The organism is Pseudonocardia sp. MH-G8 (genome assembly GCF_002262885.1).
In the GTDB taxonomy this organism is placed as follows: Bacteria; Actinomycetota; Actinomycetes; order Mycobacteriales; family Pseudonocardiaceae; genus Pseudonocardia.
This window is the reverse complement of the sequence record NZ_NKYF01000005.1, coordinates 140,249-153,224: the sequence shown is the minus strand read 5'-3', so window position 1 is coordinate 153,224 and position 12,976 is coordinate 140,249. Positions and strand designations below refer to the sequence as shown.

At 72.9% G+C, this 12,976-nt stretch carries 13 protein-coding genes; 7 read left to right on the top strand and 6 right to left on the bottom strand.

All coding sequences use genetic code 11. The features are described 5' to 3' along the window. The first annotated feature begins 105 nt into the window (after positions 1-105). Positions 106-1,026 (top strand): type IV toxin-antitoxin system AbiEi family antitoxin domain-containing protein, encoded by a 921-nt coding sequence (locus CFP66_RS14790; RefSeq protein ID WP_158228107.1) that lies wholly within the window; start codon positions 106-108, stop codon positions 1,024-1,026. A gap of 78 nt (positions 1,027-1,104) precedes the next feature. On the opposite strand, the gene CFP66_RS14785 is transcribed toward CFP66_RS14790, so the two are convergent. From CFP66_RS14785 to CFP66_RS14775, 3 genes are all read right to left on the bottom strand, one after another. Beyond that, positions 1,105-2,577 (bottom strand): mannitol dehydrogenase family protein, encoded by a 1,473-nt coding sequence (locus CFP66_RS14785; RefSeq protein ID WP_094924760.1) that lies wholly within the window; start codon positions 2,575-2,577, stop codon positions 1,105-1,107. A gap of 5 nt (positions 2,578-2,582) precedes the next feature. Further along, positions 2,583-3,620, bottom strand: coding sequence for a LacI family DNA-binding transcriptional regulator (locus CFP66_RS14780; protein ID WP_094924212.1), 1,038 nt, complete (start codon positions 3,618-3,620; stop codon positions 2,583-2,585). Positions 3,621-3,733: 113 nt separating this feature from the next. Beyond that, entirely contained in the window at positions 3,734-5,440 is a 1,707-nt protein-coding gene (locus CFP66_RS14775) for a choline dehydrogenase (protein WP_094924758.1), read from the bottom strand. Between the two features lie 344 nt (positions 5,441-5,784). Here CFP66_RS14775 and CFP66_RS14770 point away from each other — a divergent pair, with 344 nt between their 5' ends. Then, positions 5,785-5,988, top strand: a complete 204-nt coding sequence (locus tag CFP66_RS14770; RefSeq protein WP_094924209.1) for a hypothetical protein — start codon at positions 5,785-5,787, stop codon at positions 5,986-5,988. Between the two features lie 8 nt (positions 5,989-5,996). Here CFP66_RS14770 and CFP66_RS14765 read toward each other — a convergent pair whose 3' ends face one another. Next, positions 5,997-6,176: a hypothetical protein gene (locus CFP66_RS14765; protein WP_094924207.1), complete on the bottom strand. Its 180-nt coding sequence runs from the start codon at positions 6,174-6,176 to the stop codon at positions 5,997-5,999. Between the two features lie 362 nt (positions 6,177-6,538). Here CFP66_RS14765 and CFP66_RS14760 point away from each other — a divergent pair, with 362 nt between their 5' ends. Continuing rightward, the gene (locus CFP66_RS14760) at positions 6,539-7,381 is read left to right on the top strand and encodes a sugar phosphate isomerase/epimerase (protein ID WP_094924756.1); all 843 of its coding nucleotides are present in this window, start codon (positions 6,539-6,541) and stop codon (positions 7,379-7,381) included. 190 nt (positions 7,382-7,571) lie between these two features. Further along, positions 7,572-8,225, top strand: coding sequence for a universal stress protein (locus tag CFP66_RS14755; protein WP_094924205.1), 654 nt, complete (start codon positions 7,572-7,574; stop codon positions 8,223-8,225). A 9-nt stretch (positions 8,226-8,234) separates the two neighbouring features. On the opposite strand, the gene CFP66_RS14750 is transcribed toward CFP66_RS14755, so the two are convergent. Next, complete coding sequence (locus CFP66_RS14750) at positions 8,235-9,107, bottom strand: MurR/RpiR family transcriptional regulator (RefSeq protein WP_094924201.1); 873 nt, start codon at positions 9,105-9,107, stop codon at positions 8,235-8,237. Between the two features lie 396 nt (positions 9,108-9,503). Here CFP66_RS14750 and CFP66_RS14745 point away from each other — a divergent pair, with 396 nt between their 5' ends. The 3 genes from CFP66_RS14745 to CFP66_RS14735 all read left to right on the top strand — a co-directional run bounded on the left by CFP66_RS14745 (position 9,504) and on the right by CFP66_RS14735 (position 11,928). After that, positions 9,504-9,707, top strand: a complete 204-nt coding sequence (locus tag CFP66_RS14745) for a cold-shock protein (protein WP_094924195.1) — start codon at positions 9,504-9,506, stop codon at positions 9,705-9,707. A gap of 108 nt (positions 9,708-9,815) precedes the next feature. After that, positions 9,816-10,790 carry a diacylglycerol kinase family protein gene (locus tag CFP66_RS14740; protein ID WP_233159440.1) on the top strand — a complete coding sequence of 325 codons (975 nt, stop codon included), beginning with the start codon at positions 9,816-9,818 and terminating at the stop codon, positions 10,788-10,790. Between the two features lie 31 nt (positions 10,791-10,821). Next, entirely contained in the window at positions 10,822-11,928 is a 1,107-nt protein-coding gene (locus tag CFP66_RS14735) for a PIN domain-containing protein (RefSeq protein ID WP_198961454.1), read from the top strand. Positions 11,929-11,949: 21 nt separating this feature from the next. On the opposite strand, the gene CFP66_RS14730 is transcribed toward CFP66_RS14735, so the two are convergent. Further along, positions 11,950-12,972 (bottom strand): arabinan endo-1,5-alpha-L-arabinosidase, encoded by a 1,023-nt coding sequence (locus CFP66_RS14730; protein WP_198961453.1) that lies wholly within the window; start codon positions 12,970-12,972, stop codon positions 11,950-11,952. Positions 12,973-12,976 lie beyond the last annotated feature (4 nt).

Here is a 12,976-nt window from a genome sequence, read left to right as displayed (position 1 = left end):
CTTCACACAAGGCGGGCCTTGTGTGAAGCGACCAGCCGGTGTGCGGAGTGGCGCGAAATTCCCGTTCGGGTCCCTCGCCGCGCTTCAGCTGTGATGCTGCTCGCCGTGGACCTCCCCGAGCTCACGCTGCGGCCGGAGTTGCTCGCTGCAGGCTTCTCCGATCCGGAGCTGCGGCGGCTGGTGCGGGCCGGGCGGCTCACGCCGGTGCGTCGGGGTGCCTACGTCCTCGGCTCCGTGCCGGACGACGTCCTCGCGCGGCACGCGCTCGCGGTCGAGGCCGCGATCGGCGAGCTGGCCCCCGACGCCGTCGTCAGCCACGTCTCCGCCGCGGTGCTGCACGGGCTGCGCATCTGGGGCCTCCGGCTCGACCGCGTGCACGTCACGCGGCCGCGGCGCAGCGGTGGGCGGCGCGGGTCCCTGGTCCACGTGCACACGGCAGCGGTGGATCCCCGCGAGATCGTCGTGATCGCGGGCGTGGCGGTCACCTCGCTGGCACGCACGGTCGCCGACCTCGCCCGGATGCTGCCGTTCGAGCAGGCCGTGGTGCTCGGCGACGCCGCGATGTTCCACGAGCGCGCGGACCGCGCGTCGAAGGCCGACCTCCTGTCCGCGCTCGATGCGGAGCCTCGCCGTCCCGGCACCCGAGCGGCCCGCCGCGCGATCGCGTTCTCGAACGGACTCAGCGAGAGCGTCGGCGAGTCCCGCAGCCGGGTGGCGATCGCCGAAGCGGGCCTCCCACCGCCCGTGCTGCAGTGGGAGGTGCGCGCCGCGGCGACCGGCGCGTTCATCGGGCGGGTGGACGCCGGCTGGCCGGGCCTGCGCACCGTGGGCGAGTTCGACGGCCTCGTCAAGTACGGGCGCACGCTGCGTCCGGGCCAGGACATCACCGAGGTGCTGGTCGCGGAGAAGCTCCGGGAGGACGCCCTGCGCGACGAGGACCTCGGCGTGGTCCGCTGGATCTGGGCGGACCTCACCGACTTCGCCCCGACCGCAAGACGACTGCGCTCACGCTTCAGGCCGAACTGAGCGACTCCACACACCCAGCGGTCACTTCGCACAAGGCGGGCCCTGTGTGAAGTGGACACCAGGTGTGTGGAGTGGGGGTCAGGGGGTCGTGGCTGCGGCTACCCCGCCCTTCGTCAGCGCCGCCAGGCCTTCTGTGACCAGGGCTCGGAACCGCTCGTTCGCCGGCAGGTCCTCGCCGAAGACCTCCTCCAGGGAGAGGAGCGCATCGGCCACCGCCTGGGGTGTGGCGGCCTGGGCCGTGAGCTCTCCGAGGCGGTCGGCCAGGGGGTCGTCCACCGGGAGGGGGGTGCCGTCCTCGGCCTGCCGCACCCAGACGTAGCGCATCCAGGCCGCCACGCCCAGGCAGGCGAACCGCGGCTCGGCCCCGGCGGCCAGCCGCTCGGTGATCGTGCCCAGCAGGCGCTGCGGCAGCTTCTGCGTGCCGTCCATCGCGATCTGGACGGTGCGGTGGCGCAGCGCCGGGTTGTGGAAGCGCTCGATGAGCTGCCGCTGGTAGGCGGCCACGTCGAAGCCGTCGGGGACGGCCAGGGTGGGCTCGACGTCCTGCGCCATCAGGGCCGCGACCACACCCGCGATGCCGGGGTCGCGGATCGCCTCGGCGACGTGCGCGTGCCCGGCCAGCGCGCCGAGGTAGGCCAGGGTGGAGTGGCTGCCGTTGAGCAGCCGCAACTTCATCGCCTCGTACGGCGCTACGTCCGCGGTGAGCACGGCGCCCGCGCGTTCCCAGGCGGGGCGCCCTGCGGCGAAGTCGTCCTCCACCACCCACTGCCGGAACGGTTCGGTGACGACGACGCCGTGGTCGTCGTACCCGAGCAGGCGCGCGACCTGCGCGCGGTCCTCGTCGGTGGTGGCCGGGACGATCCGGTCGACCATGGAGGAGGGGAAGCGCACCGACTCCGTGATCCACGCGGCCAGCGCCTCGCCCTCGGCCGCCGGGAGCGCGGCGCAGAAGTCGCCGACGAGCCCGCGCAGCACCTCGCCGTTGGCGGGCAGGTTGTCACACGACAGCAGCGTGATGGGGCCCGCGTCGGCGGCGCGGCGGGCGGCGAGCCCCCGCACCAGCTGGCCCACGACGGTGCGCGGGAGACCGTTGCCGGACAGGTCGGCGGCCACCTCCGGGTCGGAGCGGCGCAGCCGTCCGGTGGCCGGGTCGTGCCGGTAGCCCTTCTCCGTGACGGTGAGCGTGACCAGCCGGGTGCCGGGCGCGGCGAGCAGGGCCTGCAGCCGCTCCCCCTCCTCGGCGGCGAACAGCAGGTCGCGCACCGCGCCGGCCACCCGCACCGAGCTGCGCTCCCCCCGCTCGAGCACGGAGTAGAGCCCGTCCTGCGGACGCAGCTGGTCGACCACTCCCCTGCTGCGCTGGCTGACCCCGCAGATGCCCCAGTCACCGCCGGCGGCCGCGATGGCCTCCTCGGTGAAGACGGCCTGGTGGGCGCGGTGGAAGGCGCCGATGCCGAGGTGCACGATGCCGGTGCCGAGCGACCGCGGGTCGACCAGCGGGCGCTGCGCGGCGTCGAGACCGGGGAGCGCGTGCAGATCCAAGCGTGCCACGGCGCTCACCGCCCGACCAGGGCGCGGGGGACGCCGCTGCCACCGGCCGTGTCCTCGCGCGGTGGCGCTGTGGTCGACCGCACGATGAGCTGGGTGCCCAGCCAGCGGTGCGTCGGGGCGCCCTCCGACGGCTCGGGCGCGTCGAGCCCGTCGAGCAGCAGGTCGACGGCGGCCCGCCCGGCGGCTTCCATCGGCATCCGCACCGTCGTGAGCGGTTCGGTGGTCATCGCGGACATCTCGATGTCGTCGAACCCGGTGACGCTGATGTCTCCGGGCACGGCGACGCCGCGCGCGGCCAGTCGGTTGAGCACTCCCACCGCCATGAGGTCGTTGAAGGCCAGCACCGCGGTGACTCCGCGGGCCAGAGCGAGGTCGGCGGCCTGGACGCCGCCCTGGAAGGTCGGCGGGAACGGCCCGAGCTCGACGGTCTCGACGTCGGAGGCGGTGGCGGCCGCGCGCACACCGCGCAGCCGCTCCTCCCCCGCCCACGAGGCGGGCGGGCCCGCCAGGTGCGCGATGCGCCGGTGACCCAGCGCGGCGAGGTGCTCCAGCGCCTGCCGCGCGCCGTCGCCGGAGTCCATCAGCACGGCGGGCAGGCCCGCTTCGTCGCGGTTGACCAGCACGATCGGCGTGGTGCCGACCAGTCGCTCCAGCTGCGCGGGCTGCATCCGGGGCGAGCAGAGCACGACCCCGTCGACCTGTTTGGCCATGGCGCCCACGACCTCGGCCTCCACGCGCGGGTCCTCCGCGGCGTCGGCGAGGAAGACGACGTGGCGGACCTCGCGGGCGCGCGCCGTGCACCCCTTGAGCATCGCGGAGAAGAACGGGTTGGCGACGTCGGGCACGACGACGCCGATGTTGCCGGTCTTGCCCGTGACGAGGCCGCGGGCCGCGCGGTTGGGTTGATAGCCGAGCTCCTCGGCGACCTGCAGCACCTTCCGCCGTGTCGCCGCGTTCACCATCTCGGGCATCGTGAACGCCCGGGACACCGTGGACACCGACACGTCGGCGCCCTTCGCCACGTCGTGGATCGTGACCGCCATATTGCTCCCGTCGCCGCTGACCTCACTCTGCAAACCATTGCAGCAAGTGTCAAGAACGGAAGCGCTTACGTCTCGAGGCGATCACCACACGGGGAGCAGCAGGCCGCGACCTCTCACCTGGTCTCGGCGAACAGGGACGTGACCTGTGGCGTGGACGCGACCGGCGCCGGCACGACCTGCGGCCGCGCGGGCCCCTTCGGAGCGAGCGGAGCCTTGCCGGTGATGATGTCGGCCGCCTTCTCAGCGATCATCATCGTGGGCGCGAGCGTGTTGGCGTTCGTCAGCGACGGCATGACCGACGCGTCGACGACGCGCAGCCCCTCGACGCCGTGGACCCGCATCGTGTCGGGATCCACCACCGCGAGCTCACCCCGTCCCATCGGCGCGCTGCACGCGACGTGCAGGCCGGCGCGCGCGGTGCGACGCACCCAGGCGAGGATCTGCTCGTCGGTGGCCACACCCGGGCCGGGCAGCGTCTCGCCGCCGTCCAGGCTCCGGAACGCGGGCTGGCCGAGCAGGTCGCGCGCCCGCTGGATGCCGTTGACCCAACGGTCCTGGTCGGTCTGGTCGGACAGGAAGTTGAGCACGATCTTCGGGTGCACCGCGGGGATGGGCGACGCGATCCTGACCGAGCCCCGTGCCGCGGACTGCATGACGCCGACGTGCATCTGGTAGCCGTGCGCCGAGACCTCGACCGAGTCGTCGGCGCTGTGCATCGCGAGCGGCGCCAGCAGGAACATCAGGTCCGGCTCGCCGTCGGCGAAGTCGCTGCGCACGAAGCCGCCCGCCTGCATCGGGTTGCGCGTTCCGGGCCCCTTGCCGAAGACCAGCGCGTCCAGGACGACTCCCGGCCACCTGGCCTTGTTGCGGATGTTGGACATCGAGACCGGCTGGATGCACGTGTGCTGCACGTGCACCGCGAGGTGGTCCTGCAGCGACTCCCCCACACCCGGCAGGTCGTGCACCACCGGGACGCCGAGGCTTCGCAGGTGTTCGGCGTTGCCGACGCCCGAGAGCTGCAGCAACTGCGGCGTGCCGATCGCCCCGCCGCTGAGGATGACCTCGCCGCTGTGGACGTCGTGGGCCTCGCCGTTCTTGTCGCGGTAGCGCACGCCCACCGCGCGTGTGCCGTTGAACAGGACCTTGCTCACCGAGGCGTGGCAGCGGACCTCGAGGTTGGGCCGGTCCTGCACCGGGTGGAGGTAGGCGGCGGCCGCCGAGTTGCGCTTCCCGTTGCGAACCGCCTGGTCCAGGGGCGAGAAGCCCTCCTGGGCGTTGTCGTTGATGTCGGGCACGACCGCGTACCCCGCCTGCTCCGCCGCCTCGAAGAAGGCGTCGAAGATCGGGCCCTCCGCCGGGCCACGCTGCAGGGCCTGCGGCCCGCTGCGGCCACGGCCGGTGCCGCGGGGCTCGCCCACGCTGCCTTCCAGCCGGCGGAAGTAGGGCTCGCAGTGCGCGTAGTCCCAGGCGTCGGACCCGGACTCCGCGCCCCACCGGTCGTAGTCCGCCCGGTGCCCGCGCTGGTAGATCATCCCGTTGATGCTGCTCGAGCCGCCCAGAACCTTGCCGCGAGGATGGTGCAGCCGCCGCGATTCGAGGCCGCCCTCCGGCTCCGACTCGTAGCGCCAGTCGAAGGTGCGGTGGCCCACCGGGAACCCCATCGCGAGCGGCAGCTGGATGCGCAGATCCCACCAGTGGTCGGGGCCGCCGGCCTCGAGCACCAGCACGCGCACCGAGGAATCGGCGCTCAAACGGTTGGCCAGGATGCACCCGGCAGGGCCCCCGCCCACGATGACGACGTCGAACCCGGTCTCAGACATCTCGACTCTCTCCCCCTCGCCGGCGCACCCCACCGGCACGTTCGGACTCGCCCGCCCGCCGACACGGACGGTGAACGCGTGCATCCGGCTATCGACCACGACCTGATCGACGTTAGCCGGATCGGTGCAGAACGGAGCGCAGCGGGGGGAGGCGCGCCACCCCGCGGTCACCGGCGGTCCCCACAACGGACGAATGCGGACAATTCGCCTCAGCGCCGGGACATGTCCGGTCGGCACCGTTCCCGTCACGGCACACGGAAGGCGGGCATCGACCCGTCGTTCGCCGGTGCGGTGCAGAATGTCCATGTGGTGTTCACTGACCCGCAACCTCGTGCGGTCCGACGGTGAGCGCGCGGCTCACGGTGACCCGGCTCCTGCAGAACCCGCTCGGCCATCCCGCGCCCGACGGTGCGCCGGGCGACATCGTCCGGGTCAGCGACGGCACGCGCTCGATCTACCTCACGCCCCAGGAGTTCGAGGACTCCAGCGAGCAGCAGCTGCGCTACCAGCTGGCCGCCGACGGCTGGGGCCGCGCGGGTTCGGGGTAGTCAGCGGCTCAGCCGCCGTGAGCGCAGTCGTAGCCGAGGTCGCCGTGCGGATCCACCTCGAACGGCGTACCGCTCAGCGCGACGACGGAGAGGCACCGCGGCCGGACGGACGGACCGTCGGCACCGGCGGATACCTCGTGCGCGAGGTCGTACCCGTAGTCGCCGGAGTACTCCTGGTCGATCGACATGACGCCTCCCCCTTCGGCGGGCCGCTACACGGCCCACCAGACGTGACTACCCGGCCTCGTCGGCCCGGGACGCTGCTGACCGGCACTTGACGTCGTCTTGCCGATGACGTCTCCCTCATGACGCTGTGCGACCACCTGCCTCCGATCGGTGCTCCCGATGATCGCTCCCAGGTGTGGCGGCCGCAAGGGAGCCGACGCTGCGCCACCCGGCCGGACGAGAGGCGTGTCCGCGCTGGTGAAGATCGCGATCCGACCGGGTGAGATCGATCTCTCGACGATGCCCGGCGGGGCGTTCCCGATGGCAGGATCACGCGCGTGCGGTGCGTGATCGTGGGATGCGACGGGGCCGGGAGGACAGCGCGGTGAAGGTCTCCGTCTGCACGGTGAGCCTGCCCGAGTGGACGCCCGAGCAGGCCGTCACCGAACTCGCGGCCCTCGGGTTCGACGGGATCGAGTGGCGCGTGGCCGATGACCCGCCCACCGAGGACCCCCCGGGGTTCTGGCGCGGCAACCGGTGCACCTGGCCCGCGGCGAGCTTCGAGCGCGACGTCCCGCGGATCGCCGAGCTCACCCGGGCCGCCGGTCTCGAGATGCCCGCGATCGGCCCCTACGCGCGTTGCGACGACCTCGAGGCCGTGGACCGGCTGATGCGCGGGGCCGCCGCGCTCGGCGTACCGCGGATGCGGGTGCAGGTCGGGGCGCCCGGGCCGCAGGGGTACCGCGAGACGTTCGCCCGGCGCCGCGAGGAGTACCGGGCGGTCGCCGAGCTGGCGCTTCGCCACGGGGTGCAGGCGCTGCTCGAGCTGCACCACCAGAGCCTGGTCGCGAGCGCCTCGGCCGCTGTGCGGTTCCTCGACGGCCTCGACCCGCGGGCCGTCGGAGTGATCCACGATGTCGGCAACATGCTGCGCGAGGGTTACGAGCACGACCCGTGGTGCCTGGACATCCTCGGCGAGTACCTCGCGCACGTGCACGTGAAGAACGTCGTGCTGCGGCCCGCGCCGGGTGCGTCCCCGCCCTGGACCTGGGAGTGGGCGCCGATGCGTACGGGCGCCGCCGCGCTCGACCGGCTCGTCGACGCCCTCGCCGGGGCGGGTTACGACGGCTGGCTGTCGCTGGAGGACTTCTCCACGGCGGTGCCGCTGCGCGAGCGGATGCGCGACGACCTCGCCTACGTTCGCGACCTGGCGGCCAGGAGCTCGTAGTGACCCCGGCCGGGCGCCGCAACGGCCGAACGGGGCACCACCAACCCGTTGACGCTGCGCGACGAGGGTGGCCCCGAGATCGTACCGCCTGCCCTTTCCGGGTGATGACCGGCCAGTACCCTTCTCCAGCGGGAACCCGAGGAGCACCGTCGCTTCGCGAGCGAACCCGCCGCTGAGAGGGAGTGCCTGGATGAGCCAGCGCAGCACCGCGCTCGCCCCGTTCCCCACCCCCCGCCGACCTCGCGACGACGACACGATGATCGTGGTCGCGCAGGACCCGGACGTCCCCTCGTGGGTGGTCCGGACGTGCGAGCACTCCGGGCGGGGCGTCCGGATCGAGCCGGTCCCCGGTCCGGTCGAGGACCGCATCGGCCTCGTCGCGTCGCTGGCCGGCCGCAGCGTCCTCGTCGCGAGCCACCACGACGCGCGACCCCGGACGGGCACGGCACGGGTGGTGGCCGCGGTCCGCGACCTCCCCTCCGACGCCACGGTGCTCGCGGAGGCCGCCGCCGCGGCGGTCGCGCTCGACGCCGTGATCGTGCCGCTGCACGGCGTTCCGCTCTCCTTCGGCGAGCGCAGCGTCGGGTTGACCGAGGCGCTCGCCCGCGGGCACCGCGTGCTGGACGCGGCTGCGGAACGGCTCGGCGCCGACGTCCCGGGCGTCACCGTCCTTCCCCGCCTGCTCCGCGCGCGCCCGCACGAGCTGGTCGGCGAGGAGCTCGACGCCGACCTGCTCGTCCTCGGCGGGCCGCGCCCAGGTATCCCGGCCCGTGTCGGGCTGGTCGGCTGCAGTGCCGTCCAGCACGCCCCGTGCCCGGTCCTGCTCGCCGCCCGGCCCGGCTGACGCCGCCGGTCAACCTCCCCTGCGGGACTGCACCGCGCGGTGCGTGCGGGTGAGCCGGTCGATCGTGCGGTCGTAGGAGCGCTGGGCGACCCCGACGAACAGGCAGTCGATCACCGCGAGCTGGGCGATCCGGCTGGCCATCGCGCCGGACCGGAAGGTCGTCTCGCGCGCAGCGGTGGCCAGCACCAGGTCGGCGCAGGCGGTCAGCGGCGAGGGCGCGAAGTTCGTGACGGCGATCGTCGTGGCGCCCGACTCGCGAGCGACGCGCAGCGCGTCGACGGTGTCGGTGGTGGTGCCGGTGTGCGAGATCGCGATGGCCACCGACTCGGCGTCCAGCAGGGCCGCGGAGGTCAGCGCGGCGTGCGGATCGGGCCACGCGAACGCGAGCAGGCCGATGCGGTGCAGCTTCTGCTGCAGGTCCTGCCCGACGAACCCGCTCGCGCCGAGCCCGTAGACGTCCACCCGCCGGGCGGCGCCGACCGCGGACACCGCGGCGGCGAGCGCATCGAGGTCCAGCGTGGCGGCGGTGTCCTGCACCGCGGCGGCGTCGGTGAACGCGATCTTGGCGACGATCTCGGCGAGCGAGTCGCCGGGGTCGATGTCCGGCGACAGCGCGGCGCCGTCGCCCGCGTCCTCACGCCCGGTCTCCCGGGCGAGCGCGAGCCGCAGCTCCGGGTAGCCGCGGAAGCCGGCCGACCGGCAGAACCTCATCACCGTGGCCGCGGAGGTCGCGCACTGCTGCGCGAGCCGGCCGATCGGCAGCTGCGCGGATCCGGCCGGGTCGTGCAGCACGGCCTCGGCGACCCGGCGCTGCGCCGGCCGCAGCGACGGCAGCACGGCACGGATCCGCACCAGGACGCCGCGGGCCGGATCGGAGCTCACCGCCGCAGCGTATCGACCGGCCGTGGCACGCCGTTGCGCGCTCGACGGCGGCGTTGTGAGCGCGATCACACTCGAGCAGGAGCACGGTGAACCTCCCGACTTCCGACCCTCTCACCTGCGGCGATGCGCCTCGCGCTCGCCGCGGTGGCGACCTGGAGACCAGGCTGGGACCCGATCGACGGACTCGATCGAGAAAATCTCGCCGAGACCGGAACACATCCGCCACCTGGGGAGTTGTAGCTATCAGGTCGTACAGTTTCGGTGCTCGTGTTTTGCACGCCCGCAGGAACAGTAGGTGGTCACCTCCGCGGGCGTCAGTTCGACGCTCGCGGAGGCCCACCGTGGCCGACCGGTCCCGCACGGTGCGGGGCTTCAAGACCTGCGAGGAGCAGATTCATGGCACAGGGAACCGTCAAGTGGTTCAACGGCGAGAAGGGCTTCGGCTTCATCAGCCAGGACGACGGCGGCGCTGACGTCTTCGTGCACTACTCCGAGATCGACGCCTCCGGCTTCCGGAGCCTCGACGAGGGCCAGCGCGTGGACTTCACCATCGGCCAGGGCGCCAAGGGTCCCCAGGCCACCGGCGTTCGCATCATCTGAGCGAACTGCCCGATCAGGAGCCCGTCCCGCACTGCGGGGCGGGCTCCTGGCGTTCGTGTGTGATGATCCACGCGGTATCACGCGTGGTGCACCGGGGTAGTAGATGCCATGACCAACCGCATGACCATCCCGGTGCGTGACGTGCAGGCAGCACGACCGGGTCGAGAGCAGGGGGGCGCGGTGTCGGGAGCAGCGGCGCGGGAAAGTCCGTTCGACCGGGTTGTGGTGATCTTCAACCCGCAGAGCACCGGAGATGCGCCCCGTGCGGCCGAGGAGCTGCGCGACGAGCTGGCGCAACGACTCCCTGAGGTCCCCGTGCAGATGCGGCCCACCGAACACGCCGGGCACGCACGCGAGCTGGCGGCGGACGCGGCGCGCCACGGAAGTCCGCTCATCGTGTCGGTGAGCGGGGACGGCGGCTACAACGAGGTCGTCGACGGGGTCGCGCAGTCGGGCAGCGAGAACGCGGTCTGCGCGGTGAAGGCCGCGGGCAACGCCAACGACCACCGCCGGGTGACGGCCGAGCGCCCGCTCGTCGACGCCATCGTCGCCGGCGAGGTCCGCCGCATCGACCTGCTCCGGCTCACGGTCGGCGAGGGCGACGAGGCGCACAGCCGCTACGCCCACTCCTACATCGGGATGGGGCTGACCCCGGTGGTCGCCATCGATCTCGAGAAGGGCGGCAAGGGGTCGCTCCGCGAGATCGTCTCGGTCGTGCGGACCTTCGCCCGGTTCCGGCCGTTCACGATCACGCTCGAGGACGGGAGCCGGAACCGCTTCGACAGCCTGCTGTTCGCCAACATCTCCGAGATGGCCAAGTACGCCACCCTCAGCGAGTCCGGACGTCCCGACGACGGGCGGTTCGAGGTGATCACCCTGCCGCACACGGCGAAGTGGCGGATCCTCGGCGTCGCGATCCGGGCGGCGACGCGCGGCCTGGGGCCGCAACCCACCGCGGCGCACTACGCGTTCCGCACGCTGAAGCCCCTCCCCCTGCAGCTGGACGGCGAGCTGGTGACGCTCGACGCCGGCGTGCCCGTGCGCGTCGACATCGCCCCACACGCCCTGGCGACCGTGGGCTGAATGCCCGCGACCTCCCGATCCTGGAGCCTCTGTGATCAACGACGACGAACGCATCGCCCTGTTCCTCGACTACGAGAACCTGGCGATCGGCGCGCGTGACGGGCTGGGGGTCGTGCCCTTCGACTTCGGACCCGTCGCCGACGCGCTCGCCGAACGCGGCCGGGTCGTGGCCCGGCGGGCCTACGCCGACTGGTCCGCGTTCGACGACGACCGCAGGCTGCTCGCCAGGGCCCAGGTCGAGCTGATCGAGATCCCGCAGCGGCTGGGCGCCTCGCGCAAGAACGCCGCCGACATCAAGATGGCCGTCGACGCCATCCAGCTCGCGTTCGAGCGGGGCTTCATCACCACCTTCGCCATCGGCACCGGCGACTCCGACTTCACCCCGCTGGTGCACAAGCTGCGCGAGCTCGACAAGCGCGTGATCGGTATCGGTGTCCAGTCCTCGACCTCGGCGCTGCTGCCGCCGGCCTGCGACGAGTTCCTCTTCTACGACCGCCTGCCCGGTGTGGAGCCGACCCAGCAGCCGCGCGGTGGCAGGCGCCGCCCGCGCCCCTACCCGGCGGCCGCTCCCGAGCCCGCCCCGGTTGCCCCCGACCCGGCCGAACCGGTCGAGGACCCGCCGCGCGCCGACGAGGCGGCGGCCACCACCGAGGACCGCGACGTCGGGCCGCTGGTGGCCCGCACCCTCGCGGGGCTGCAGCGCCACGCGGACGGCCCGGTGCTCGCGTCCCGCCTCAAGCGCGCGATGCTGCGCAAGGACCCCACCTTCGACGAGGCAGACCACGGGTTCCGGGGGTTCGGCGAGCTGCTGCGCCACCTCGAGCAGCAGCACGTCGTCGCGCTGCGCAGCGGATCCGCCCAGGGTGACCCCGAGGTGACCTTCCCCGAGGACGAGTCGGCGGACGGCACCGCCTTCCGGCTGCTCGCCGAAGTCGTGCTCGAGCTGCAGGCCACCGGGTCCCGGCCCCAGCTCAGCGGCTTGAAGGACCAGCTGCGCAAGCGGCGGCCGGACTTCAGCGAGAAGCGCTACGGCTTCAACACGTTCCTGTCCTTCGCCAAGGCCGCCCGTGCCCGCAACGTCGTCGCGATGGACTGGGACGAGGACGAGAGCGACTACCTGCTCCACATCCCCGACTGACGCGACCCCGGGAGCGCCCGGTCAGGCGCTGTTGCGCAGCACCGGCCAGCCGTCGTCGCCCCAGACCACCGGCTGCAGCGCGAGCCGCGGCGCCCCGTCGGCCGAGGCGTCGTAGTAGTGGTAGGCGATGATCTCCTCGGAGACCGACTGGCCGCCCGGCCCGACCCGGTTGCCCGCAGCCTCGAGCAGCGTGGTGCCGCCGCCGTCGAGCAGGGAACGCCCGTCGCGGTCGACGTAGGGCCCGGTGACGTCCTGCGAGCGGCCCACCATGATCTTGTAGTCGCTGTCGACGCCGGCGCAGCACTGGCCCCATGACGTGAACAGGTAGTACCAGCCGTCGTTCTCGACGATGTAGGGCGCCTCGATGGCGTTGGGCGCCGCTTTCCGGTCCGCGATGTGCAGCGACTCCTCGCCGGGATCCGCGGGCTTCCCGGACGGCCAGTCCAGCTCCACCATGCGGATCCCGCTCCAGTACGAGCCGAAGGCCATCCACGGCGTGCCGTCGGAGTCCTCGACGATGCCCGGGTCGATCGCGTTGTAGTTGTCGTCCGACGTCGAGCTGACGACCTCGCCCTCGTCCACCCACTCGTAGTCGGGATCGGAGGGGTCGAGCGTGGTGTTGGTCGCGAGCCCGATGACCGAGGTGTTGTGACCGAAGGTCGAGGCCGCGTAATACATGTAGTAGGTGCCGTCGTACTCGAAGACCTCGGGCGCCCACAGGTTGTGCACGCCCGGCACCGCCTCGCCGAGCCACGCGGGGATCGTGTCCCAGATCGTGCCCTCGTAGGTCCAGTCCTTGCCGTCGGGCGAGGAGCGGATCTGGATCGTGCCACCGCCCATGCTGGCCTCCCCGGTGGCGAAGACGTACCAGTCCTCCCCGCTCCCGCCTGCGACGAGCGCGGGGTCGTGGGCGGCGAGGTCGCCGGTCAGCCGCCACGGCTCCTCGGCCTGCGCGGGCACGGTGGCGGCGGCCGGAGGCGCCGCGAGCACCGCGGTCCCGACCAGCACGGCGGCGACGGTGGCCAGGAGCGGTGCGAGTCGCACGGGC